Genomic DNA, 25,487 nt, shown 5'->3' with positions numbered 1-25,487 from the left:
GTCGGTGTGCCCGGACGTCCGGGCATTCTGGTCCGCGTATCCGCCCTGGTCGTCGGCACCGTCCCCGGCCCGTCAACTGCTCCGTCGATCTTGCCTGGTGAAGGCCCTGATGGGAAAGCCGGGGCCGGGTGGGCTTCGTCTCCGCGCCACGGACCCCCGGGACCTGAGCGGCCGTCACCGCCCGATCACGGCCGGTGCGCCGCCCTCCTCGGTGCCCCACACGTCCTCGTCCTCCTCCAAAAAGCCGGCGGAACTGGTGGACCCGCGTCGCGGCTCCGCCTCCTCCTCGGAGGAGGCGCCGCCGGTGGTCGCCACCCGGGGGGCCGGGGCCAGGAAGGTGTCGCTGTCCTCCTGCCGGTTCCACGGGCTGCGCCGGCGACGCTTGCGGCGCTCGCTCTCCTCCGCCGCGTCGACCAGGACGGCGCGCACCCGCTCGCCGTTGCCCTTCTCACCGCCCCCGCCCATGCCGCCCATGCCGCCGCCCATCGGCATGCCGGGGCTGCCGGGAGTGCCCGGGGCTCCCGGTGTGCCGGCCTGGGAGGCGGCGGCGGCAGGGGTGCCCGCGCTGCTTGCGGAGCCGTCCGAGAGGGGGGCGGCCGCGCCGAGGCCGTCCGGGGAGAGGGAGCCCGCCTCGGAGAGACCGCCGCCGAGGGCCCCGGCACTCACCTGGCCCGAGCCGACACCCAGGTCGGAGAACGGCACCTCGCTGGTGGTGGAGCCGCCGCCGGTCGAGTCGAGGCCGCCGAGATCACCGAGACCGCCGGACCCGTTCAGCCCGCCGAGATCGCCGAGACCGCCGGACCCGTTCAGCCCGCCGAGATCGCCGAGACCGCCGGACCCGTTCAGCCCGCCGAGATCGCCGAGGCCGCCGGACCCGTTCAGCCCGCCGAGGTCGCCGAGCCCTCCAAGGCTGTTCGAACTGTTCGACCCGCTGCCCGAGTTCAGGTCGTGCAGGTCCACCGTCTCGGTCCTGCCCTGCGGGTCTGTGACGGTGGCGATGCCGGTGTCCGGGTCGATGACCTGCCTGCTGCCGTCCGGGAAGTCTGTGGTCGGCAGGCCGTTGTCCAGGAAGGTCGTGGACCCGTCCGGGTTCGTCACCCTCGCCCCGTGGGTGAGGTCGGTGGTCACGGTGGAGCCGTCCGGGCTGGTCGTGGTGAACGTCCCGCTGTCCGGGTCGAAGACTCCCTTGCCGCCGTCCGGGAACGTGGTGGAGAAGTCGTCGTTCACGAGCGAGGTGTGCCCGCCGGTCGGAGTCTCCAGGCCGGACCCGCCGGTATTCAGATTCCCGAGGTCACCGAGGTCACCGAGGTCACCGAGGTCACCGATCGACTCGGTTGGCAGGTCGGCGTTGATGTTGCCGAGGTCCCCCAGATCTGTCGGGCCGCCGAGGCTGTTCTGGCCGTTCAGATTGCCGAGGCTGCCGAGATTCTGGGTGGTGGTGGCGCCGTCGGGATCGGTGGAGACGGCCTGGCCGGTCGTGGGGTCGACGACCTGGCTGGTGCCGTCGGGGAAGGTGGTGGTCAGCTTGCCGTCGTCACCGAGGGAGGTGACCGACCCGTCCGGGTTGGTCACTCCGGTGCCGTTGCTCAGGTCTCGCGTGGTGACGCTGCCGTCCGGGTGCGTGGTGGTGACCAGCCCGCTGTCCGGGTCGAAGGTGCTGGTGCTGCCGTCCGGGAAGTCCGAGGTGAGCTTGCCGTCACCGAGCTGGGTGCTGCCGCCGGTCGGGGTGTCGATGGAGCCGCCGGTGCCGTTGTTCAGGTCGCCGAGGCTGCCGAGGTTCTGGGTGACGGCCTCGTTGGCGTCGTTGGCAGCCCTGTTCGTCCCGCCGGGGCCGTTGTTGAGCGCGCCGAGGCTGCCCAGGTTCTGGGTGATCGGAGTCGGGACCGCCGTGGAACCCTGCTGGCTCCCGTTCTCGCCGCCCGGGTTGTTCAGGTCGCCCAGGCCTCCGAGCGTCTCGGTGACCGGATTGTTCCCGTCGCCCAGGCCGCCGAGGCTCCCGCCACCGGGGCCGTTCACGTCGCCCAGGCTGCCCAGGCTCTCGGTGACCGGCTTGTTCCCGTTCAGCAGGTCGTCGAGACCGCTGAGGTTCACCTCGTTGCCGCCACCGGAACCGTTGCCGGGGCCGTTGAGGCCGCCGATGCTCGCCCCCAGGGCCTTCGCCTGCTCGTCGGCCTGGCGCTTGGCCTCATCGGCCGCTGCCTTCTGTTCCGCCCGCAGCTTGTCCGCGGCCGCCTTGTCCTCCGCACGCTGGTCAGCCGCCTCCTTCCGCAGCTTCTCCGCGAGCGCCTTGTCCTCCGCGCGCTGCGCATCCGCGTCGGCCCGCAGCTTGTCCGCAGCCGCCTTGTCCTCCGCACGCTGGTCAGCCGCCTCCTTCCGCAGCTTCTCCGCGAGCGCCTTGTCCTCCGCGCGCTGCGCATCCGCGTCGGCCCGCAGCTTGTCCGCGGCCGCCTTGTCCTCCGCAGCTTTGCGGTCCGCCTCGTCCTCGGCGTCCGCGAGCTTCTTGTCCTTGTAGTCCGCGGAGGCCGTGCTGGTCGACTTCGGTTCGGGCACGTTGTCGGCGAAGTCGTGGCCCAGGTCGAGGAAGTGGTTGTTCAGGGACGACTGCACCTTCGCGGCCGCCGTGCCCAGGTACTGCTCGACGCCCTGGGTCCAGAGCTTGACCGCTCTGTCGCCGACCTTCGCCCAGTTCGCGATGTCGGTGAGGTCCCCGTACTCCGGATCCGGCTTCATGGGGGCCTGGCTGAAGCCTTCCTTCGGGCGGTGGTAGACGTAGTAGTAGCCTTCACCACTGGTCGACATGAGCTCCGTCATGTCCACGTTGTTCTTGTTCACCCAGGTGGCGAGCTCGTCCAGGACGTAACGCAGCACCTGGTGGGGGTCGTAGTAGTCGGACTTGGCCCAGTCGAGCCACGCCTGCAGCAGGTCCCTGGCGGCGTTCTCCAGGTATGTGCGGCCCAGGGACAAGGCGCGCGAGTACACCGTGCCGCCGGTGCCGGTCTGGCCCTCGGAGCCTGCCGTGGCGTCGAACGTCTCGACATAACTGTCGTAGTTCTCGCGGACCTTCGTCAGCAGGGCCCGGAAGACGTCCGCGGCCTCGCCCTTCCAGCTCGCGTCGTCCCGGCCGAAACGGTCCTCCCAGTCCTTCAGCAGCCCCGCGTGCTCCCTGAAGAACTTGGCCGCGTGATCGAAGGAGTCCCCGGTGTCGCCGAAGGAATCCAGGTCCACGATGTCGACCTCGAGCACACCCTCGCCGCTGAACCGGGCGTCCTTCGTATTGCCCGCAAGCAACTTGAGGAGCGCCTCCCGCGGCCCGTTCATGTACCGGGCCAGCTTGACGGTGCTCATCGCGTCCTTGTTGTAGTCCGTGAAGTCGGAGCCTTCGCGGACCTTCGCATCGTGGACGTTGTCGGATTCGATGTCGGCGAAAATGACTTCGTCACCGGCCTTCACACGACCCTCGAAGACGATGCGGGCCTGCTTGATCTTCATCGTCTTGTCGCGGTCGAAGAAGTAGATGTCGTAGTCCTCGCCCGTGTTCACCAGGAAGCCGGACTCCTTGGCGACCAAGGAGAGATCGTGTTCCTGGATGTCCATCCGGAAGAGCTTGCCGCCGTGGTCGGACTTGAGCTTGTCGAAGATCAACGTGCGGTCCGGCACGGGATAGCCGGTGATGTGGGTGACCAGCCTGGCCCACTTGTCGATCGTCGGGTTGGCGTCGCCGGTGAGCTCTCCGATGCTCGTGACGGACTGTGCGAACGGATCATCGGGTTCGGCCACCGGGCGCGCCCTTCCTGGTCGGGTCGTTCATGTCGGCGCGCTCGGCGCCTTCCTGCGCGTGTGCGGCAGGGTGCCTCATACTCGTACGGCGGCCCGGTCACGGCCGGCACGGGCGCTCAGGTGCTCCCTCCGCCCGTCGTGCCACCGGTGCCCGACGATCCGCTGGTGAGCGTGTCGACCTCTTCGAAGGTCTGCAGCAGCGTCTGCGCGTCGATCGCGTCGAGGTTCTTGTCCTTGGTCTTGTTCGCCTCCTCGATGGTTTCGGTGAGCGCTTCCTTCAGCTCCTCGAAGAGCTTCATCTGGTCATTCAGCAGCTTGTCGATGGCCGTGGCGGCGGTGACGATGTCCTTCAGCAGCGTCGGCCCCGAGATCAGTTTGTCGGTGGCCATCTTGCCGATGCGCAGGAGTTGCTTGTCCTGGTCGAGGTTCCCCTCGGTGTTGTACCCCTCGACGAGGGCACCGAGCGGCCGGATGTCGGACCCGTTGCCCTCCTCGCGGTACTTCCTCGCGGCCGTGTGGGCCGGCTGCACCTCGTTGTCCCGGAAGTTCTCCATCTGCTTGAGGTCAAAATGCTTGACGTCGGCTTTCTCACCGGCCATGGGACGTCCTCCTGCGATTCTGCGCCGGGCGGTTCGCTGCCGGGCTGGGACACGGACGAACGCCGGGGCTCGCCCTCCGGAGATACGGAGAGGAGCCCCGGCCGAGACCTAGCGGGCCCGCACACTGCCCCAGTTGTCGGCGCTCTTGCGCTCGTCACGGGAGTGATTGTCGTGGATGCTCTGCACCAGCTGACCGCTGTCGCCGAGGAGCATGGCCATGTTCTTGGTGGCCTGGTCCCACTCCGCCTGGACCCCGCGGTACATCTGCTGGTCATCACCCTCCCAGGAGGTCACGAGCGGCTGAAGCTCGTCCTCCAGGTTGTTGAGGGTCGTGATGATCTGCTGAGTCTGGTTCTTCAGCTCCTCGATCGCGTTCCGGACCGTGGAGTACTGCACATCGATGATGCCGTCGGCCATGACGTCTCCTCTCGGGTGGCCGGGCGCGAGGGCCCGGCGTGCTCACGGGTTCCGGCCTCCCCGGAAGGGGCCGCTGCCGTGGGTGGATCAGCGCAGTGCTTCGAAGACACCCTGGCTGGTCTTGCTGTTGAGCACCTCGGTCAGGTCCTGGTTCTCCTTCGCCAGGCGGTTGGCCGAGGTCACGTTGTCCTGAAGCGCGTCGATCATCGTGCTGATCTGGACGACGACCTTCTGCGCCTCGGAGTTCCAGCTGCGGAAGAGCTTCAGCAGGGCCTGGCCCTCGTCGCCGCCGACGCCCGAACGTGCCGCGATCTCAGCGACGTTGTTCTGGATCTTCTCGACTGCGCTGCGGGCCGACTCCAGGGAGGAGACGCCCCCCAAGCCCTTGGCATAATCCGCTTTCCTCGCGCCAGTGTCCGCCATGTCGCGCTCCCTTCGTTCAGGCCGGTCTTGTTGCGCCGTTGCACACTGAGGCTAAAGAGAACCCAGCGTTCCGCGCAACGCGTGTGGGGAAGATTTGAGCATAGGTCAGTTCAACAGAATCCTTACATGGCAACGAAGTTGTCCCAATGTTTCCGTGGGGTGAACCCGTGCGCCCGAACCTGCATCAGCCGAGGGATGCCAACCCGCCGCAGGGCAACGCGATACGGCGGGAAAACGGGCAGGCAAAGCAGGCGAACGGTCATCCGGGCGGCCCGTTTCCGGTGCTGCACGCGCGTCCGCGGGATTCCGCGGGCAACAGCCGCCCGAATATCTGAGCTTTATCTGAGGTTTCCCCGTCGCGTTCGGCCGTGAAAAACCGGCCCTGCGGCGCGGAGTTATCCGCCCGCCACCTTTTTCCATTTCTTCGATGCCGTATGCACCGTTTGCCTGGATCAGGGTGCGGAGTCGGCTGTGTCCGCTGCGCGGGGAGCGCCCCCGGCGTCCGCCTTGTCCGCTGCCTCGTTCCCCCCCGGCGCTTCGGCACCGCACTGCGGAGCCGTGACCCTGGGCTTCGCGGCGCCGGAGGCTGCGGCCGGGTCGAGGTCCGCGCCGGTCGGAAGCGCTGCGAGCAGCGGTGCCGGGACCGAGCCGATGTCTCCGTCCGCGTACCCGAGGGCGGCCAGCGAGTCCTTGGCCGGGACGCGGTACTTCACGCCGTTCTCCGCCACCAGATAGGTCGTCCCTGCGTGCGCCGCGCCGCTGGCGTGCAGGGCGCGGACCAGGGCGCCGTGCCCTGGCCGTACCACCGTGGCGTCCGTCCTGACACAGGCAGGGCTCAGCGGTTGGGCGGTGCCCTCCGAGACCACGACCGGGGCGAGCCGGGTCAGCGGGACCAGCACCGACTTGATCCGGGTGCCGCCGCTGTCGCCGTCCACCTGCGCGCAGAGCGCGGTGCCGCGGGGCGCGGACTGCGGGACCGGCGGCGTGTCCGGCAGCTCCGCGGACCCGGCGGCGACCGAGTCCTTCGCCCGGTGTGTGCGCAGCGCGTCCGCGCCCACTGCGCGCGCCTCGGGCGACTGCCCCTGGTAGGCGTCCTTCTGGGTGGCCGGGTCGCCCAGCACCAGGGCCGCGCCGAGCCGGGTCAGCGGCACCAACCCGTCCTTCTGCAGCAGGTGGTAGGTGCTGCCGCCGCCGGGCACACTGACGTTGAAGACCTGCCCGATCCGGCTGGCTTCGCCACCGAGAACCGGGCCTTCCTCACCGCGCCCCGGAACCGCGGGCGGTTTCAGGGCAGGGCCGGGCGCCAGCGCGTCGAGGAAGGCCGCCGAGACCGGCATCGGCGTCTCCGAGCCGTAGCCGAGGGCGTTGCGGGCGTCGGAGGCGCGGTCCAGAGGCAGCCTGCTGCCCCGCCACACCAGGTACTCGCTGTCGCCCGGACCGTGTACGAGCACTCCGCGGTCCCCGCCGATGCCTTGGGAGTCCAGTGGCGCCCCGGCGACCACGGTGGTGACCCCCGGCTTGTCCACACCGGTCCCGGCCACGGAGCCGGAGGTGCTGGGCAGCGCCCCGTCCGGACCGGTGACGCACATGTGCCAGGCGCCGCCGTCGAGCTGGCCGGGGCCGGGCACGGCGTCCGGTGCCCCGGGTATGCCCGCCGGCGTCCCCACGGGGACGTCCTGGAGCGAGGCGGTGGCGACGTCAGCGGTCGCCAGGTCGGAGCCGCCGATCAGCCGCGCCGAGGCATAGTTCCGCACCGGGTGCAGTACGCCGTCGGTGCCGGTCCACAGGTACCGGGCACCGGTGTCGCGGTTGACCACCAGGTGCTCACCGTCACGCCAGCCGTCGTTCCCTCCCGGGCGCAGCAGCCCGAAGACGGTGGCGCCCGCGCCGATCAGGACGGTCACCAGGACGCCGAAGACCACCCCTCGGGTGGTGCGCCCGAGGGGACTCTCCGCGGCGTCCGGATCGGCCGTCAGCAGCCCCGAGCTGAGCCTGCCCATCATGAAACTGTGGGCCTGTACCTGGTCGCGCTTGGACTGCACTGCCTCTCCTCAACAACTCGTTCCCATGTCCCGGCGTGCGGGTGTGATCAGCCGAACAGGCCGCGCAGCCAGCCGAAGAGGCCCGCCACCCACAGGCTGAGCGGCAGCAGCGCGACGGCGAAGAGGGTGTGGGCCAGTTCGGCCGCACGGCCCCAGTACGGCAGCATCCGGCGGCCGGGCACCGTCCAGGAGGCGGTCACGAGTCCGGCCGCCGCGGCGAGCAGCACCGCGAAGACCACCAGGCGCCCGTCGCCGTCGCTGTCCACCGCCCAGGCGCGGGCGAGCAGCAGCAGCCCCCAGATTCCGGGCACCGCCAGGGTCAGCCGCTGCCCGATGTGCACCAGGCCGCGGGAGTGCAGGAGCAGCAGCAGGCTCAGTGCGAGCGCGGTCAGCACCTCGGGCAGGTCGGGGTGTTCGGCGAGGACGGCCAGGGCGGCCGCGGCGATGATGCCGGTGGCGGCGAAGAGCGCGGCGACCCAGCGCCCGGCGAGTTCGGTGCGCTCGGCGACCTCGTCGCCCGCGTACGGGTCGATGCCCTCCTGGAGCTGGCCGGCGGTCGACGGCAGCGCGGGCATCCGCATCCCGGCCAGCTTGAAGGCGAACGGTGCCACCGTCCCGGCGGCGAGCGCGACCACCGCCGCCACCAGCGCCACCGCGGCCGGCGCACCCAGGCCCGTGTACCCCATCAGGGCCCCGGCGATCGCGGTGGCCACCGAGACCACGGCTGTGGCCAGCAGGGACGGGGCGCCGACCGCCGTGGCGGCGAGCGCGATGACCGCGCCGCCCGCGCCCGCGGCGCCGGCTGCGAGCAGCCGTGCGCCCACCACCTGTGCGGCGTCCGGGCCGGTCACGTCGCCGCCGGGCAGCACCCAGCCGGCCAGCGCCAGGCACGGAGCGACCAGCAGGCCGAGCGCGGTCGCGGAGAGGCGGTCGCCGACCGCGCGGCTGGCGGAGCCCGCGCCCGCGAGCAGCAGCATTCCGGCCACTGCCGCGCAGGCGGCCCGGACTGAGGCGGAGCCGGTCACCCCCGGCCAGAACACCAGCAGGAGGGCAACCGCCACGGTCGCCACCGCTGTGCCCACGAACAGGCTCCGAGCCGCTCCGGGGTGCCAGGTGTGCAGCCGCCGGCCCGCGGTGTCGGCTATCCCGTCCACCAGGTCGTCGAGTCGCGCCTCGGGCAACGCCTCGGTGTGCGGGCGCAGGTAGAGCACGTCACCGTCGGACAGCCCGGCGCGGGCCAGGGTGGTCTCCTCGTCGAGCGGGGCGTCGCCCAGCCGCTGGAGCACCCAGCCCGCGTGGTCCAGTCCGGCCTCCTCGGCCTCCTCGCCGACATAACGCAGCAGCGTGGGCAGCAGATCGGCGACCGGAACATCGGCGGGCACGGCCAGATCAACGGTGACGCTCGGCGCACGTACGGTCAGGCGGCACGATTCGGCCACCGCACTGTCGGTCATCAGCTGAACTCTCGGCTTCCGTGGAGGCTTTGACAGGAGGTTTCCCCCCGGGGCGAGGGGATGTGCGAACAGTGCGGAAGGTCCGCACGGCCGGGAACGGCTGCCTGGCAAGGAAATTACGTCGGCGCACCCGGCGACGACCGGCCCCGCGTGGACAGTTCGCGTTCCGTGAATGCAGACTACTGCCTACGACCACCGGGTCGTATTGCGGACCGGACTCTCTATCCGGTATGCAATTGGCCATCAAGGGAGTTGCTCCTCCCCCGCTGTCCGCCCGAAACATTCACCCGGCGTTCACCGCGTCACGCGGGACCCGGAGAATCAGCACGGTGCGGTCTTTCCCACTACCGGGTGCACCGGTATTCGGTACGGGCCGGAAAGCCGTAAAACCGGAGGTTCTGTTCCTTGAGTGTGGTGCTGTTTCGTCGGCCGGCCCGTCGGCGCGGACCGGAGATGCCCGAGGGGCAATTGACTCTCCAGGAGCCGCCAGTCCTCGCTGAGAGCGTGCCGGACACTTCGGCGATATGGACTTATTTGCCGATGGCACTGATGTCGGTGTCGATGATGCTCATGTTCCTGCGACCCGGCGGCGGGAACGGCGTCTTCATGTATCTGGCGATGGGCGTCATGGCGCTCTCCGCCGGTGCCATGCTGCTGGGCCAGCTGATGCGCCGCTCCAGCGAGCGCAAGCAGCGTCTCAGGGGCGAACGCCGCGACTACCTGCGCTACCTGGCGCAGACCCGCAAGCGGGTCCGGACCACCATCGCGGAGCAGCAGCGGGCGCTCGCCTGGCGCCACCCGGAGCCCAACTCACTCCGCTCGCTGGCCCGCACCTCGCGGCTGTGGGAGCGCCGCCCGGCCGACGAGGACTTCGGTGAGGTCCGTCTCGCCGTGGGTGAACAACAGCTCGCACTCACCCTGGACCCGGTCTCCACCCGCCCGGTGGAAGACCTGGAACCCCTCTGCGCGCATGCGCTGCGCCGCTTCATCCGCGCCTACTCCACCATCCCCGAACAACCCCTCGGCCTCTATCTGCGCTCCTCGGCCCGGATCATGCTGCGCCCCGAGGAGGCACCGGACCAGGAGCCCGCCGGGCCTGGCGCCCGGTCGCACGGGGAGAGCGGCGGGGCGGAGGCCGGCCGGGCCGTCGACCCCGGCACCGATGCGGTACGCGCCCTGGTGCGTGCCGTGCTCGGGCAGCTCGCGGTGTTCCACGCGCCCGAGGAGCTGTGGCTCGCCTTCTGCGTCAGCGACGAGCGGCGGCCCGACTGGGAGTGGGTCAAGTGGCTGCCGCACACCCTGGACCCGCACGAGGAGGACGGCGCAGGACACGTCCGCCGGATCACCGCCGATCTCAACGAGCTGGACGACCTGCTCGGCGCCGACTTCGCCGAGCGCCCGGACTTCGACCCGGACGCCCGCCCCGGACGCGACGAGCCCTACACGGTCGTCATCCTGGACGGCGTCACGGTCCCCGAGGGGCACCGCTGGGAGGGGCACGGCTACCGCAACGCCCTGGCCCTCGACATCTCCGGGGCGCTGCGCTGGCGACCCGGCCGCAACACGCTGCGGCTGACCGTCGGTCCCGACGAGGTGAACCTGGTGCGCACCGACCGCAGCCGCAAGGAGCGCTCCGTGCCGCTCGGCCGGCCGGACCGGCTCGGCCCGCTCGGCGCGGAGGCCCTGGCCAGGATGGTCACATCCCGCCGGATGAGCCTGGGCACCGACATCGCCCAGCCGCTCGACACCGATGTCGAGCTGACCACCCTGCTCGGCATCCCCGACCTGCACCGGCACGACCCGCAGACCCTCTTCGACCGGCACACCGGCTCCGCCCGGCTGCGGGTACCGATCGCGGTCGGCGTGGACGGCCGCCCGGTGGAGCTCGACATCAAGGAGTCCGCGCAGGGCGGCATGGGCCCGCACGGCATGCTCATCGGTGCCACCGGTTCCGGCAAGAGCGAACTCCTGCGCACCCTCGTGCTCGGCCTCGCCCTGACCAACTCGTCGGAGACCCTCAACTTCATCCTGGTCGACTTCAAGGGCGGCGCCACCTTCCTCGGCCTGGAGGAACTCCCGCACACCTCCGCCGTCATCACCAACCTCGCGAACGAAGTCGCTCTGGTGGAGCGCATGCAGGACGCCCTGCACGGCGAACTCATCCGCCGGCAGGAGCTGTTGCGCTCCGCCGGCAACTACACCTCCGCCCTGGAGTACGAGCGGGCCCGCGCCGCCGGGGCGGACCTCGCCCCGCTGCCCAGCCTGTTCGTGGTGGTCGACGAGTTCAGCGAACTGCTGTCCGCCCACCGTGAGTTCATGGATCTGTTCGTGATGATCGGCCGCCTCGGCCGCTCCCTCGGGGTCCACCTGCTGCTCGCCTCGCAGCGCCTGGACGAGGGCCGCATGCACCAGCTCGAGAGCCATCTGTCGTACCGCATCGGCCTGCGCACCTTCTCCGCCATGGAGAGCCGCGGCGTGCTCGGCGTGCCGGACGCCTACGAGCTGCCGGCCCAGCCGGGCAGCGGCTACCTGAAGTCCGGCGTGGAGGCCCTGACCCGGTTCCGCGCCGCCTATTCCTCGGGGACGTACCGGCGCCGCACCGGCGCGGTGGTGCAGGCCCGGGTGGCCAGCCAGGTGGTGCCGTGGACCAGCGGCTGGGTGGTGCCCCGCACCCTGGAGCCGGCGGCCGAGCCGGAGACCGAGGAGACGGGTGACGAGGAGGCCCTGCTCGATGTGGCCCTCGACCGGCTGCGCGACTCAGGTCTCGCCGCCCACCAGGTGTGGTTGCCGCCGCTGAAGGAGCCTTCCCCGCTGGACGCCCTGCTGCCCGGCATCGCCCCCGATCCCGAGCGCGGCCTCACCGCCTCCGGCTGGTCCGGCGCCGGCAGGCTGCGGGTCCCGGTCGGCCTCGTGGACAAGCCCTTCGAGCAGCGCCGCGACCCGCTGGTCGTGGACCTCTCCGGAGCCGGCGGCCACGTCGCCGTCGCCGGCGGCTCGCAGAGCGGCAAGTCCACCCTCACCCGCACGCTGATCACCGCTCTCGCCCTCACCCACACCCCCGCCGAGATCCAGTTCTACTGCCTGGACTTCGGCGGCGGCGGCCTCTCGCAGCTCGCCGCTCTCCCGCACGTCGGCGGCGTCGCGGCACGGCTCAACCCCGAGCGGGTGCACCGGGCCGTCGCCGAGGTGATGACGCTGCTCGCCCGCCGCGAACAGTTCTTCGTGGACCACACCCTCGACTCCATGCAGTCCTACCGCCGCCGCCGGGCCGCCGGGGAGTTCCCCGACGAGCCCTTCGGCGACGTGTTCATGGTGGTCGACGGCTGGTCCACGGTCCGCCAGGACTACGACGACCTGATCCCGAAGTTCAACGAACTCGCCGCCCGCGGGCTCAACTACGGCATCCACCTGATCATCACCACCACCCGTTGGGTGGAGCTGTCCGCCCAGGTGCGCGACCAGGCAGCCACCCGCCTCGAACTGCGGATGGGCGACCCGATGGACTCCGAGATCGACACCCGCAAGGCCCGCTCGGTGCCGCGCAGCGGCGGCCGGGGCATCACCTCCGACAGCAAGATGCACTTCCTCGCCGGCCTGCCCCGGCTGGACGGCAGCGGCTCCCTCGACGACCTCGGCGAAGGCGTCGCCCACCTGGTCGCCGAAGTCTCCCGGCACTGGTCCGGCGCACCCGCCCCGCAGGTCCGGATGCTGCCGCACCGGCTCCCGCTCGCCGAACTCCCCGCACCCGAGCCCACCGAGGGCGGCGGCATGCGTCTTCCGCTCGGCATCGACCAGGACTCCCTGGAGCCGGTCTGGCACGACTTCAGCCGTACGCCGCACATGATCGCGGTCGGCGACACCGAGAGCGGCAAGACCAACCTGCTGCGCCTCGTCACCAAGGGCATCACCGCCCGCTACACCCCGAACGAAGCGAAGATCATCGCGGTGGACTACCGCCGCACCCTGGTGGATGCCATCCCGGAGGAGTACCGCATCGGGCACGTGATCTCCCTGGACAACCTCAAGGACACCATCGAGGGCGCCGCCCGCGCGCTGAAGACCCGCGTGCCCGGCGCGGACATCGCACCCGGTCGTATGCGCCAGTGCGACTGGTGGACCGGCCCGCGTCTCTTCGTCCTGGTCGACGACTACGACATGGTCTCCGGCAACTCCTTCCAGAGCCCCTTCGAGCCGCTCTTCGAGAGTCTGACCCTCGGCTTCGAGATGGGCCTGCACCTGGTCGTCGCCCGCAGCGCGATGGGAGCAGGCCGCGGCCTCAGCGATGCGCTCATCCGGCGCCTCGACGAGGCCAACAACCCCGCCGTCCTGCTCTCCTGCCCGCCGACGGAAGGCCGTCTCTTCGGCAACGCGAAGCCCCTCAACCTCCCCCCGGGCCGAGCCCTTCACATCGCCCGCCGCAAGCCGCGGCTGATGCAGACGGCGCTGGTCGAGGAGAACCAGGGGCAGTAGAGCTGAGAGAACACGACGACACCCTCCCGCGGAGCTCCTCGGGAGGGTGTCGTGCTTCCGGCTTCAGCCGTCGTGCTTCGGGCTCCAGCTCATTGCGTTCCCGTTCCGCCCGCTCCCGCCGGGCGCCAACCCCGGGCGCGGGCCCGGGAAACGGCGAAACCTGCCCAGAGGACGGCGAGGACGGCGGCGGAGCCGAGGAGGACGAGGAGCGTGGCACGGCTGGTGGCACGGTCGGCGGCAGCGGTGTCCCGTACGGTCACGGGATCTGCGGCGCGCTCACCGCCGGCGGACGAAGCGGGGGCGCCGAGCACCGTGGTGACGGCGGCATAGGGGTCGAGCTGCGGGATGTCGGCGGGGTAGGCGGTGGCTGTCAGACGGCGGATGACGTCGTCGGGCGCCTCACCCGGATAGGCGGCACGGACCACCGCGACGGCCCCGGCCGCGTAGGCGGTCGCCACCGAGGCGCCCGCGCCGAGGTAGTGGCCGTCGCCGCGCGGGCCGCCGGAGACCACCCCGGCGCCGGGGGCCACGAGGTCGATGCCGTCGGTGCGCAGGGAGCCGTCCGGGCGGACGCCTGCGGGAAGCATGTCGGCGACCGAGAGGACGCCGGGTTCACCGGCCGGCCAGTAGGTGCGGGACGGGATCTCGTCCGTGCCGTTCCGGGGCGGGTCCGGGGTGGCCGCGGCCACCACCACCACGCCCGCGCGGCGGGCCTCGGCCACCGCACGGGTCATCGCCGCGTCCCGGCGGGGCAGGGCGACCGCGACCGCGATCACGTCGGACCGGGCCGCGGTCGCCTCGCGCAGCGCCTCCGCCACCAGGGCGGGGCTCGCCTGCCCACGCGGGTCGGTGCCGCGCAGGGCCAGGATCTTCGCGTTCGGGGCGACCCCGGCCAACTGCGGGGCGGATCCGCCGGTCCCGGCGATCAGCCCGGCCAGGAAGGTGCCGTGCCCGACGCAGTCGTCACCGGCCGTGCCCCCGGCCGAGACCCGGCCGTCGAGCCCGGCGGCGCCCGTGGCGACTCCGGTGTCGATCAGTGCGACGGTCATGCCCTCACCCGTGCTGTGCCCGTGCAGCCGGTCCAGGTCGAGGCGCTGACGTGACCAGTCCTGCTTCTTCGCCTTCTCGCGGGAAGCGGGAGTGCAGGTCGCCTCATCGGCCTCCGGATCGAGTGCGGAGGGCATACCGGGCAGTTCCTGGCCCTTCGCCCCATCGGCCGCCGGTACGCGCGAGGGGGGCGCCGCCTGGGCCGGAACGGCCGCGGGCAGCAGCAGGGCGGCGGCGATACCGGCGCCGGACAGCAGGCGGGCGGCCCCGCGGACGGGCGGCCTCACCGGGGAGCCACCTTCGGCGCCACGGCCGTGACGTCCTCGGGGCGGAGGATGCGCAGGTCGTCCAGGGTGGGCGCGGCCAGCGAGCTGAGCCGCCCCGCCTGGCGGGTGACCATCGACTCGACCACCTGGCGGGCCAGACGGGCGTTGCCGAACGACCGGTCCCTGGGCAGCGCGTCGAAGTACTCCTTGAGCAGCGGGCCCGTGCCTGGTCCGCATTCGTAGCCCATGTTCGCGGCCTGGGCGCGCACGATGGTGACCAGTTCCTCGGAGGAGTAGTCGGCGAAGGCGATCCGGCGCGGGAAGCGGGAGGCCAGGCCCGGGTTGGAGCCGAGGAAGCGCTCCATCTCGTCGGTGTAGCCGGCGACGATGACGACCACCTCGTCGCGGTGGTCCTCCATCAGCTTCAGCAGGGTGTCCACCGCCTCCTGGCCGAAGTCCGCGCCGCCCCCGCGCGGGGTGAGGGTGTACGCCTCGTCGATGAACAGCACACCGCCGCGTGCCCGTTCGAAGACCTCGCGGGTGAGCTGGGCGGTGTGGCCGATGTAGCGGCCGACCAGGTCGGCGCGGGCGGCCTCGATCAGCTGGCCCCGGTCGAGGATGCCGAGCTGGGTCAGGACCTCCCCGTACAGACGGGCGACCGTGGTCTTGCCGGTGCCGGGCGGGCCGGTGAAGACCAGGTGATTGCTGAGCGAGGGGACCGGCAGCCCGGCAGCGGCCCTGTGGCGGGCCGTGGTGATGAGGTTGACCAGGTCCGCGACCTCGCGCTTCACCTCGGCCAGACCGATCATGTCGCCGAGGCGGGTCAGCGGGTCGTCGTCCGGCACGGCGGTGTCGGTGGCCGCCGCGGCGGCGGTGGCGGAGACGTCGTCCGGCAGCAGCAGCCGAAGATCGTGCTCACTGACCTGCGGCTGCGTGGAGAGCCGGACCGCCTGCCTGTCCACCATTTCCTCGAACACCCCGCGCGCGGCGCGGCCGTTGCCGAAGCCGGCGTCCCTCGGCATCGCCCCGAAGTGCGCGGCCAGGGCCGCCGCCGTTCCCTCGCCCAGCTCGTACTGGTGCTGGGCGCACATGCTCTCCATGATCGCGACCAGGTCGGGCACCGAGTAGTTCTCGAACTCGACGGTCCGGGAGAAACGGGAGGCCAGGCCCGGGTTGGAGCCGAGGAAGGATTCCATCTCCCGGGAGTAGCCGGCCGCGACCACCACCACGTCGTCGCGGTGGTCCTCCATCAGCTTCAGCAGGGTGTCCACCGCCTCACGACCGAAGTCCGCGCCACCGTTACCGCTGTCCGAGGTGAGGGTGTACGCCTCGTCGATGAACAGCACACCGCCGAGAGCCTTCTGGAAGGTCTCGGTGGTCTTGATCGCGGTGCCGCCGACGATCTGCGCGACCAGGTCGGCGCGTGAGACCTCCACCAGGTGCCCGCTGCGCAGCGAACCCAGCTCGGCCAGGATCGCCCCGTAGAGGCGGGCGACGGTGGTCTTGCCGGTGCCGGGCGGGCCGGCGAAGATCAGGTGTCTGCTCATCGGCGGAGCGGACATGCCGAGCTGTTCGCGGCGCTGGGCGAGCTGGGTCAGGTTGACCAGGGTGCCCACCTGCTGCTTGACGTTCTCCAGGCCTATCAGCGCGTTGAGCGCGCCGAGCGGGCCGTCCGCGCGGTCCGGCGGGGGCGCGTCCGCGGCGCCGGAGCCCGCCGGGTCGGTGTTCTCGGCGCTGCCGGTGCCCCAGGCGTCCCGCTTGCCGTTGCCCACGCTGTTCAGGCCGTCCACTGCGAGCCGTTCGCCGGGCGCGGTCTGCACCAGGCCGCCGCCCTCGTTCTCCCGGGCGAGGCAGTTGACGAGCGAGACCGGCGCGGTGGACTCCACCCGGAAGCCGTCCTGAGCGCCGCCGGTGGCCTCGCAGCCACTGAGCGAGGCGAGCGCGCCCTCCCGGAGCAGGAAACCGTGCCCCTTGGGGGCGTGCACCGCGGTGCGGTTGGCGGTCAGCTCGCCGCCCGCGGCGACTACCACGCCCTCCTCACCGGATATCTCGACGCGGAAGTCGCGGACGGTAACATTGCCCCCGTCCTCCACGACCAGGCCGCTGGTGGCGGTGTCGGAGACCCCGCCACCGGCCAGGTAGAGGGTGCTGCCGGAGGCCACGCGCACACCCGCGCCCTTGGGCCGGACGATCTCGCAGTCCTCGACGCGGCCCCGGGCGTCCCTGGTGGCCGCGATGCCGTCGCCGGAGGGCTCCACCAGCCGGGCCCGGCGCAGCAGCGGGTTGGCGCCGCCGAGAACCGCGACCGCGGGCGAACCGCCGATCACCTCCAGGCGGTCCAACTCCGGCGCCGAGTCCTCCTCCAGCAGCAGCCCTGCCCCGTCGCAGTCGCGGACCGTCAGTCCGGTGAGCGCCGGGGAGGCGGCCCCGGCGACCCTCACGGCCGCGCCCTGCGCGCCGTCCACCCAGCAGTCCTCGAAGGTGCCACGCGCCCGGTCGGTGACCAGCACGCCGTGGCCGCGGGTGCGCGAGACGCGGCAACGGCGCAGCACCGGGTCGGTGCCCCCGGCCAGCGCGATCCCGTTCCCGGAGGCACCGGTGACGCGGACGTCCTCGAGCGTCGTACGGCCCGCGCTGCTCAGGTGCACACCGGTGCTGGTGTCGTGCACCACGGTGCGGACCACCGAGACGGCGCAGTTCTCCTCCAGGGCGATGGAGGGCTTGTCGGTGGAGGAGATGTCGCAGTCCTCGACGCTGCCACGGGCCTCGCCGTTGGCGAGCAGGCCGTTTCCACGGGCGCCGCGCACCGTGCAGTCACGGATGCGTGCCTCGCCCTGCTCGGCGAGGACCAGGCCACTGGTGCCCAGGTGCTCGAACGTGCAGGACTCCACGGTGGTGGGCGCGTTCGAGGTCACCACGATGCCCGCGCCCTGCGGATTGCTCACCCGGCAGTCGCGCAGCGCGAGGGAACCCGTTCCCCCGGCCATCATCGCGGTCCAGGCGGCGCCGACGATCTCGCAGCCGTCGAACGCGGCTTGACCCCGCCGCACGTCCACGGTCGGGAGCTCGGCGTCGCCACCGCGCAGGGTGAGCTCGGAGAACATCACGGCGTCGGCGCGCAGCGCGACCACGCTGCCCGAACGCGGCCGGATCTCCACAGTGCCCCGCCCCTCGGCGGCGGTGAGGGTGACCCTGGTGTGGATCACGAGGTTCTCCGCGTACGTCCCGGGCCGGACGCTGATGAGCGCACCGGTACGGGCAGCGGCGAGTGCCTCACCGATCGTCCGGTAGCGGTCCCTGCTATCGGGCCCGACCGACAGTACCTGGCGCGACACGCACCAACCTCCTTGCTACGGCAACGTCTTCAGCGAGCGTCCCCCTGTTCGCCGGGGACGCGTGTCGGGGAGCCGACGGTGCCATCATGCCTCGCCCCGGGACGTGCGGGTTCCGGGAGCGGTGCTCTCGGCCACGAGGCGTATCGGTCAGGTGCTCCACTTCTGGGCGTCGGCGCCGTTGCAGGTCCACAGTTGCAGCGGGGCCCTGTTCTCCCGGTTGCTGGCCTTGATGTCGACACACTTGCCGACGACGGTGTTGACCAGGTCGTGGCTGGCGTTGAGTGCGAACTTCTGGGCGTCGTTGCCGTTGCACCAGGCGATCTGGATGACGGTTCCGACGTTGAAGTTCGCGTTGGCCACGTCCAGGCACTTGCCCTGGATCCGGATGGTGCCGTCGGACGCGAACTGCCATTTCTGCGCGGGGGCGTTGTTGCAGTCCCACACGTGCAGCGCCTTGCCGTCGCTGAAGTCATGACCCGGTACGTCGATGCAACGGCCCGAGAGGTGGCTGCGGAAGGAGACGGGGGCGCTGAGGGTGACGGCCGGAGCGGCGGCCGCCGGCTGGTTCTTGGTGCTGCCGGACTTCTGCTCGGCGCTCTGCTTCTTCGGCGCGGCCGGCTTCTCGGCCTCGTCCTTCTTCTCCCCGGCCTTGTCCGTGTCCGGCGCCGGAACCGACTTGGGCGCCTGCTGCACCGGCTTCGCGGGCTTCTCGGACGTGGCGGGGCCCTTCGTGCTCCCGCCCGGGGTACCGGTCTCGGTGGGTGTCACCGCGAACTCGCCCGGCGTCTCCTGCCCGCTTCCCGTGAGCACGGTCCCGGCCGCCACCGTCGGCTGCTCGGGGTCCTTGTCGTCGTCCGCCGCGAGCACCAGGAACGGCACCGACACGAGCAGCGCCCCCGCGATCGCGGCCCCGGCCAGCACGGCCTTGCCCGGCCGTCCCACCGGCCCGGTCTGCTGCGGCCGGCCGATGGCGGTCGCGGTCATGGTGCGCACGAGCCCGGGCAGCCGGCTCTGGGCAGCGGCAGCGGCACCGGGGTCGGCTTCGGACCGGGTCCCGGAGGTGGCCCCGGTCTGTGGCTCGGTCTCGGACCCAGGCTCGGACGCGGACCCGGCGGTCGCGCCCTCTCCGGTCTTCTTCTCGGCCTCGCCGGACTCCGCACCGGCCTTCGGCTTCTCTTCCGCCTTACCGGCCTCCGCACCGGCCTTCGGCGTCGCTTCCGCCTTGCCGGCTTCCGCGCGGGCCTCTGCCCCGGTCTTCGCCCCTGCCGGCTCGGACTTGGGCTCAGGACCGGACTTGGGCTCGGTCTCGGACCTGGGCCCGGTCTCGGACCTGGGCTCGGCGAGGGCGGCCGCAGCCGTCTCCTCGCTCTCGGAACCGGACTCCGCGCGAGCCCGCGAGGAGGCAGGGGGTTGCTGAGCCGAACGCGTCACGGGGTTCTCCCTGTGGTGTGGGGCCAGGGTTCAGATGGGATGTCGGCCCGGTCCGCGGAGAGGCCCGCGGCCGGAGCACCGGCATGATCCGCCGCGCCGGAAGGTGTTTCGGGACGCTCTTCCGCAGGCGTCCTCTCGTCACCCACCGCGCGGGCGGGGGCGAGCAGACTGTCCGCCGGGACGAGCAGGGGTGCCGCGGCACCGGCGTTGACCATCAACAGCGTGCCGGGGTCGCTCAGTGAACGGGCCAGTTCTCCCGCAGGCAGCGTGTCATGGTGAAGTGCCGTGGACATGAACTCGTGTGCCGGTGAGGTGAACAACAGCACCACAGGGGTTCCGTCCCGCCCGGCGGCCGTGAGCGGCCCACCGTCCGGTCCGCGCACCACTGTGATGTCGGCGTCCGCGAGCGCCGCGAGCGCCGCTTCCACCGTGCCGTAGCCGGTGGCGGCTCGCTGTGCCGCAGCGTCCACCGGGTCGGTGGGCTCGGGCCAGCCGAGCATTCGCGCCGAGGGCCGGTACTCGGGGTTGGCGCGGTACTCGCCCACGCTCCCCTTGTCGTCCGACCGCCACTCCCCCAGCACCGCCCACTCCGGCGGTGTCCGCTCCTCGGCCCACTCCGGGTCCGCCACCCCGATCCAGTGCCCTGGCGCCTGGAGGGCAGCGGCCCGTACGGCCTCGGGTATCTCGGGCAGGTCGGCAACCTCGTCGGCGGCGACAGTGCGTGACTGGTGGTCAGCGGACGGGGTGGAGGCATCAGGCACGACTGACAGGGCGCCCTGCCCGCCCTCTCGCCGTTCTCCGGGCCGCATCTCCACCTGAACTCTTGGGTCCGTACGAATCCTTGAGTGCCGAACGATATGAGCGCACGCCGACATTGATCAAACCGAGGCAACAGGATGTCACACCGGCCCCACCCGTGGGCGTCCGCCTCAGCTCCGTATCGGGCCCCCGCGTGCCCGTCTGCTGCCCGAATCGAAAACGATCCGGGAGAAGTCAGGCAACAGGCGGACAAAATGGCGGGATCCTTCGGAGGGAGGAACCAACTGTGGTCACACGACGGGCTACGTTGGCTACGCCGGGGGGCCTTCGGCGGAATCCGACGACGAAGGCCGGGCGGGCCCGGCGTCCACCTCGACGCGATATCCACCAACGCCCTTGGTGCTCACTGGCGTTCACCCGACCCGGCCGCTGCTCACCGATGCCTCCGCCCCCATGAGGAGTAACCGGATGTCCCCCCAGCACCCCGCCCCCGGCACGAACACGGCAGCAGCGGCCGCTCCCGGCACGCAGGAGGCCGGATCCCTGCCGCCGTCCTCACCACCGGCCGAGGAGACGCCGGGCCCGGCCGCCGCCCCCGAGGCGGGGCCCGGCACCACATCGGCCGGGAACACCGCCGCCGCTTCGCCCCCTCCGCCGGCCGCCCCCGGGCCCGCCGAGGCATCCGAGGAGGGCGTCGGGGTGGCGACGGCCGCCGCGACGGCACCGGAGGCAAGGACCGGCACCGGGGTCGACGGCGGACGCCCCCGCACGCCGATCCTGGCGGGGGCCACCTTCCTCGGCGCCGCCCTGATCGCCATACCCCTGCTGCTGGTCGGGAGCGCGAACGACGACGGGCACGACGAAGCCGCCAAGGGACCGGCAGCGGGGAGCGCCGACACCGTTCTCAACCCGAAATCCGGCCCCGCGGCCCTCGACGACTACGTCGCCGGGAAGCCCAGTCCGTCCCCGAGCAAGGAGAGACCGAAGAAGACCGAGCCCCCGAGGACAACCGCCCCCAAGCCCGTCGCGCCCGCGCCGGAGCCGAAGGCGAGCAGCACGCCCTCGAAGAAGCCCGCGCCGAAGCCGGTCCCGAAGCCGGACTGGACCAGCGTGACCATCTCCGCGCCCAGCGTCCTGGAGGTCAATCAGGCCTGGACGACCAACCGCATCCGGATGGTCATGCAGCCCGACGGCAACCTCGTGGTCCTCAACGAGGAGGGCAAGCCCATCTGGGCGTCCATGACCTTCGGCGAGAACCACCGGGCGATCTTCCAGCCCGACGGCAACCTCGTCATCCACAACGGCGACGACCGCCCGATCTGGGCGTCCAAGACCCACGACCACGGGGGTGCCCAACTGGTCCTCCGGGCCGATGCCAAGGTGGTCGTCGTGGACAACGGCGTTGTCGTCTGGTCGACCTGACACCGCGCAGGTCTCGACCCCCTTGGGGACGAGGCGGGGTCAGGGCCGGCTCACACGGCCGCACCCCGCAGTCCTCGCCCTACCTGTCCGTGAGGTGCGCGAGCGTGGTGATGACACGTTCGGCGATGTCCGGCGGCCAGGGGAACGACGGGGCGACCGCTCGCTGATGGGCGAGCCCGTGCAGGCCGAGCCACAACGCGACCGTATCGGCTGACACGTCGGTGCTGGTCGCACAGCCGGCGGTGACGCAGTCCTGAAGGGCTTCGGCGAGTCGCCGCATGCTCGCCTGCCCCAGCGTGACCATGTCCTCCTCGGTCACGGAGCTCTCGTTCAGATCGGGCACCCAGAGTCCCCCGAACATCGTGCGGTAGCGCCCGGGGTGAGCCTCGGCGAACTGCAGGTAACTACGGCACAGAGCCATGAGCCGCTCACGAGGTGCGTCACCTTCGGCGTCCACAGCCGTGCGCAACTGCTCGTCCAGCTCGGCGAAGGCGCTGCGCACCACGGCCAGCATGATGGCGGGCTGATCGGGGAAGTGGCGGTAGATCGACGGGGCCGCGATCCCGACTCGGCGAGCGACGGAGCGCAAGGTGATGGCGCTCTCGTCACCGGTCTCGTCGAGCAGCTCCACCGCCGCCGCCACGATCTCGTCGCGCAGTCGAGCACCCTCCCCGCGACGGTTGCGTACGCGGACGCGTGTCGTTGATGTGTCATCTCCCATGCCGTTACCTTACAGCGCGAACCTTATGAGTGTTTCCCTCGCGCGCGCCTCACTGACGACCACCCCCTCGCGCGCGTTGACCAATCGAAGCCGAGCGGGCCGGAAGCGGTCAGGGATTCGCGTCGACGCCGCCTCGAACACGGCCGGCCCCTTGCCTGACCAGCAAGCCGTCACCCAGGCGAGACACCTCCCACCCCGTCGCCTTACACCGTGAAGTTCATTGCCGCACTCCCTTGCCGATCCTGAACTAACACGTATAGCCTTACATCTGTAAGCACACAGTCGAGAGCCTCAAGGACGCGCCATGAACAGCACTGTCACCACCGCCGTCACCGAGATCGTCCTGCCCGCCGCGGTCGAGCCGGAGGGCCTGGAGCTCCGGACCCGCGAGCTTCCGGCCCCGTCCAAGGGCCAGGTCGTCCTGCGAATGGACGCGACCGGCGTGTCGTTCGCCGAGCAGCAGATGCGCCGCGGCAAGTACTACGACCAGCCACCGTTCCCCTTCGTTCCCGGCTACGACGTGGTCGGCACCGTGACCGCGGTCGGCCCGGAGGTGGACGCCACGCTCGTCGGCCACCGGTTCGCCGCGGTCACCAAGACCGGCGCGTGGGCCAGCCACCTCCTTGTCGACGCCGCGGACCTGATGGCCGTACCGGACGGAGTGGACGCGGCCGCGGCGGAGACCGTGGTCGTCAACGGCATCACCGCCTGGCAGATGCTGCACCGCATCGCGAAGGTCCGCACCGGCGGGACGATCGTGGTGCTGGGCGCCAACGGCGGCGTCGGCTCCACGCTCGTGCAACTGGCCCGCCACGCCGGGATCACGGTCATCGGCACGGCGTCGGTACGCCACCACGCGACCGTGCGCACGCTCGGCGCGACCCCGGTCGACTACCGCGACCCGGGCATGTACAGCCGGATCCGGGAGCTCGCACCGGACGGCGTGGACGCGGTGTTCGACCACGTGGGCGGCGCCGGAGTGGAGCAGTCGTGGCAACTGCTCCGCCGGGGCGGGGCTTTGGTCTCGTACGGCACCGCGGCCACCAAGGACGAGGAAGGCAACTCACAGCTTCCGGTACTGAAGCTGTTCGCGCGGCTCGCCGCATGGAACTCCCTGCCCAACGGCAAGAGCGCGCAGTTCTACAACTTCTGGGCCGGCAAGCGCCGTTGCCGTGCATCCTGGCAGCAGCGGATGGGCGAGGACCTCACCCAGGTGCTGCGCCTGGTGGCCGACGGCCACCTCACCCCGCAGATCGCCGCGAGGATCCCGCTGTCGGACGCCTCCTCGGCGCTGTCGCTCGCGGAGTCCCGCACCGTCGCAGGCAAGGTCGTCATCGTCCCTGAGGCGTGACACCGTGAGCGCCGCCCCCGATTCACCGCCGCCGCACCGTGCCGTCCGCACACGCGACCGCCCGGGAGAGCGCGTGCCCCTGCGCACACCGGCCGGCAAGGCGGGAACAACCACCCCCTCGAACCATCCCCGCTGATCGCTGCGTTGGGCGCCCTGCCCGCCGTGGTGGGCGAGCAAGACCTCGTCGGCCTGTCCGGCCGGCTCGAGGCCGCCGTGGACGGCGCAGGCCGGCGCCTGAACGCCTTTCGCCGCGCCCCGTCTCGACGCTCCTCCCGACTTCGCGGGCGCCGGACGCTCGATCCGTACGGCGTGTCGTGCCCGCCGCCATTGCACGAAGACCCTGGGTGGCCGGCCCGCCGGGCCCAGTACTCCCCCGAGCCCGAACCACCAGCACACACCCAGCCCGACGCTCCACCCACGACTCCGGAGGTCTCCGCCATGTCCATCGCCACCGCCGCCACTCCGCCGGCCATCACCGGCGCTCCGGCCGCGGCACGCCTCCGGGGTGAGGTCGACAACCGGGCGACCTACGTGAGCTTCGGGCTCGCCTACCTGCTCGGCCACGGCTCCGCCGCGGCCTCCGGGGGCGACACACCCCTGCTCGGCCTGCCCGGCTGGCTGCCCATGGCCCTCCTCGGTGCCGGGCTCGCCGTCGGCACCGTCCAGGCCACCGTCGCCGCCATGCGCGCCCAGCGCACCGCCGCCGAACCCGAGGAGGTTCTCTCCGGCCGGCTCCTCGGCGCCGCCTGGGTCACCGCCTTCGCCGCCCTGTTCCTGGCCGTCACGGGCCTGACGTCCAGCCTCGGCATGCCGGATGTGCAGTCCCTGCTCTGGCCCACCGGCTCCGGCTTCGTCGTCGGCCTGCTCTACATCGCCGAAGGTGCCGCACGCCGCAACCTGCTGCACTACAGCCTCGGCACCTGGCTCGCCCTGACCTCCACCGCGGCGCTCCTCCTCGGCAGACCCGGCCTCTACTGGGTCCTCACCATCGCCGGCGGCAGTGCGTACGCCATCGCAGCGGTCCTCGAACGCCGCCGCCTCAACTCCCTCTCGGGGCGGCCCCGGTCAGGCCGGCACTGAACCACACCACCTGAGAGATCGACCCTGATCACCCACAGCGAGAGGAACACCATGCCCAGCAACAGCCCCTCGTCCCCGCCCGTTCAGCCTCCCCTGCGCCGGTCCCGAAATCGGGTACGCGCCGCCGCGGTCACGGCCTCGCTCGCGGCCGTCGGCATCCTGATCAGCACCGGCCCCGCCCAGGCGACCCCCGCTCGGACGGGAGCCGCCGCTCACCACGCCGGTGGGCTCCAGTGCCAGGGAAACGGCGTCGACCCCACCGCTCCCATCCGCTACCGGTCCGACATCGTGATCAAGGCACCGCTGAGCACCGTCTTCAAGCTGCAGACCGACGTCGAGGAATGGCCGTCGTGGCAGCCGCCGGTTCTCTCCTCGAAGCGCCTCGATCCCGGTCCTCTTCGTAAGGGCGCGCAATTCCGGTGGACGACCCCGGCACCCGCCACTCCCACCACTCCCGACACCACCCTGGAAATCACCTCCACCGTCCGGCAGCTCGACCGCGACTCCTGCATCCGGTGGAGCGGCCCCGCGATCGGCGACGGGCTGCGCATCGACGAGGGGGTCCACGTGTGGACCTTCACCAAGGTCAAGGGCGGGGTGCGCGTACAGACCGAGGAAACCTGGACCGGCGCTCAGGTGGAAGCGGACGTTCCCACCGCCACGGCGGTGCTCGGCGAAGGACTCGAACAGTGGCTCCGCGAGCTCAAGACCACCGCGGAGGCCCGCAGCGGCGGACCGTGCGCGTGACCGGTGCGGCCGGGGCGAAGACCGGCGGCGCCGACCACAAGGGCAGGTGACACGGGGCCGGTGGTCCTGCGCGACAGTGCGGGTCGACCCGGGGCCCTGCCGGCTGGACCGCCGGTTGTGCATGCGTGACGTCAGGACCCCCCGGC

At 71.6% G+C, this 25,487-nt stretch carries 16 protein-coding genes; 5 read left to right on the top strand and 11 right to left on the bottom strand.

Annotated features, from left to right (window positions below):
- Positions 1–174: 174 nt before the first annotated feature.
- The 6 genes from ACFWFI_RS06565 to eccD all read right to left on the bottom strand — a co-directional run bounded on the left by ACFWFI_RS06565 (position 175) and on the right by eccD (position 8,712).
- Positions 175–3,777 (bottom strand): AAWKG family protein, encoded by a 3,603-nt coding sequence (locus tag ACFWFI_RS06565; protein WP_387386273.1) that lies wholly within the window; start codon positions 3,775–3,777, stop codon positions 175–177.
- A 116-nt stretch (positions 3,778–3,893) separates the two neighbouring features.
- Positions 3,894–4,376 carry a type VII secretion system-associated protein gene (locus ACFWFI_RS06560; RefSeq protein ID WP_387386272.1) on the bottom strand — a complete coding sequence of 161 codons (483 nt, stop codon included), beginning with the start codon at positions 4,374–4,376 and terminating at the stop codon, positions 3,894–3,896.
- Positions 4,377–4,484: 108 nt separating this feature from the next.
- Entirely contained in the window at positions 4,485–4,793 is a 309-nt protein-coding gene (locus tag ACFWFI_RS06555) for a WXG100 family type VII secretion target (protein ID WP_387386270.1), read from the bottom strand.
- Between the two features lie 87 nt (positions 4,794–4,880).
- On the bottom strand, positions 4,881–5,216 hold the full coding sequence (locus ACFWFI_RS06550; RefSeq protein ID WP_387386268.1) for a hypothetical protein: 336 nt from the start codon (positions 5,214–5,216) through the stop codon (positions 4,881–4,883).
- Positions 5,217–5,668: 452 nt separating this feature from the next.
- The gene (gene eccB / locus ACFWFI_RS06545) at positions 5,669–7,258 is read right to left on the bottom strand and encodes a type VII secretion protein EccB (RefSeq protein WP_387386265.1); all 1,590 of its coding nucleotides are present in this window, start codon (positions 7,256–7,258) and stop codon (positions 5,669–5,671) included.
- A 47-nt stretch (positions 7,259–7,305) separates the two neighbouring features.
- A complete protein-coding gene (eccD, locus tag ACFWFI_RS06540; RefSeq protein ID WP_387386263.1) occupies positions 7,306–8,712 on the bottom strand; it encodes a type VII secretion integral membrane protein EccD in 1,407 nt (468 codons plus the stop codon).
- A gap of 453 nt (positions 8,713–9,165) precedes the next feature.
- Here eccD and eccCa point away from each other — a divergent pair, with 453 nt between their 5' ends.
- On the top strand, positions 9,166–13,182 hold the full coding sequence (gene eccCa / locus ACFWFI_RS06535) for a type VII secretion protein EccCa (RefSeq protein ID WP_387386261.1): 4,017 nt from the start codon (positions 9,166–9,168) through the stop codon (positions 13,180–13,182).
- Positions 13,183–13,271: 89 nt separating this feature from the next.
- On the opposite strand, the gene ACFWFI_RS06530 is transcribed toward eccCa, so the two are convergent.
- From ACFWFI_RS06530 to ACFWFI_RS06515, 4 genes are all read right to left on the bottom strand, one after another.
- The gene (locus tag ACFWFI_RS06530) at positions 13,272–14,516 is read right to left on the bottom strand and encodes a S8 family serine peptidase (RefSeq protein ID WP_387386259.1); all 1,245 of its coding nucleotides are present in this window, start codon (positions 14,514–14,516) and stop codon (positions 13,272–13,274) included.
- Complete coding sequence (locus tag ACFWFI_RS06525) at positions 14,513–17,830, bottom strand: right-handed parallel beta-helix repeat-containing protein (protein WP_387386258.1); 3,318 nt, start codon at positions 17,828–17,830, stop codon at positions 14,513–14,515. Before ACFWFI_RS06525 ends, ACFWFI_RS06530 begins: the two co-directional genes overlap by 4 nt.
- Before the next feature lie 147 nt (positions 17,831–17,977).
- Positions 17,978–19,261, bottom strand: coding sequence for a ricin-type beta-trefoil lectin domain protein (locus tag ACFWFI_RS06520; protein ID WP_387386256.1), 1,284 nt, complete (start codon positions 19,259–19,261; stop codon positions 17,978–17,980).
- A complete protein-coding gene (locus ACFWFI_RS06515) occupies positions 19,258–20,070 on the bottom strand; it encodes a type VII secretion system-associated protein (protein WP_387386255.1) in 813 nt (270 codons plus the stop codon). Before ACFWFI_RS06515 ends, ACFWFI_RS06520 begins: the two co-directional genes overlap by 4 nt.
- Positions 20,071–20,488: 418 nt before the next feature.
- On the opposite strand from ACFWFI_RS06515, the gene ACFWFI_RS06510 reads away from it, so the two are divergent.
- On the top strand, positions 20,489–21,442 hold the full coding sequence (locus ACFWFI_RS06510; protein ID WP_387386252.1) for a mannose-binding protein: 954 nt from the start codon (positions 20,489–20,491) through the stop codon (positions 21,440–21,442).
- 79 nt (positions 21,443–21,521) lie between these two features.
- On the opposite strand, the gene ACFWFI_RS06505 is transcribed toward ACFWFI_RS06510, so the two are convergent.
- Positions 21,522–22,163 (bottom strand): TetR/AcrR family transcriptional regulator, encoded by a 642-nt coding sequence (locus ACFWFI_RS06505; protein WP_387386250.1) that lies wholly within the window; start codon positions 22,161–22,163, stop codon positions 21,522–21,524.
- Between the two features lie 304 nt (positions 22,164–22,467).
- Here ACFWFI_RS06505 and ACFWFI_RS06500 point away from each other — a divergent pair, with 304 nt between their 5' ends.
- From ACFWFI_RS06500 to ACFWFI_RS06490, 3 genes are all read left to right on the top strand, one after another.
- Entirely contained in the window at positions 22,468–23,514 is a 1,047-nt protein-coding gene (locus tag ACFWFI_RS06500; RefSeq protein WP_387386248.1) for a medium chain dehydrogenase/reductase family protein, read from the top strand.
- Positions 23,515–23,952: 438 nt separating this feature from the next.
- Positions 23,953–24,594 carry an ABC transporter permease gene (locus ACFWFI_RS06495; protein ID WP_387386247.1) on the top strand — a complete coding sequence of 214 codons (642 nt, stop codon included), beginning with the start codon at positions 23,953–23,955 and terminating at the stop codon, positions 24,592–24,594.
- 51 nt (positions 24,595–24,645) lie between these two features.
- Positions 24,646–25,341 (top strand): SRPBCC family protein, encoded by a 696-nt coding sequence (locus ACFWFI_RS06490; RefSeq protein ID WP_387386244.1) that lies wholly within the window; start codon positions 24,646–24,648, stop codon positions 25,339–25,341.
- The last annotated feature ends 146 nt before the right edge of the window (positions 25,342–25,487 follow it).

Origin of the sequence: Streptomyces sp. NPDC060209 (assembly GCF_042728155.1) — a bacterium.
Lineage (GTDB): Bacteria > Actinomycetota > Actinomycetes > Streptomycetales > Streptomycetaceae > Streptomyces.
This window is presented reverse-complemented; position numbering and strand designations above follow the sequence as displayed.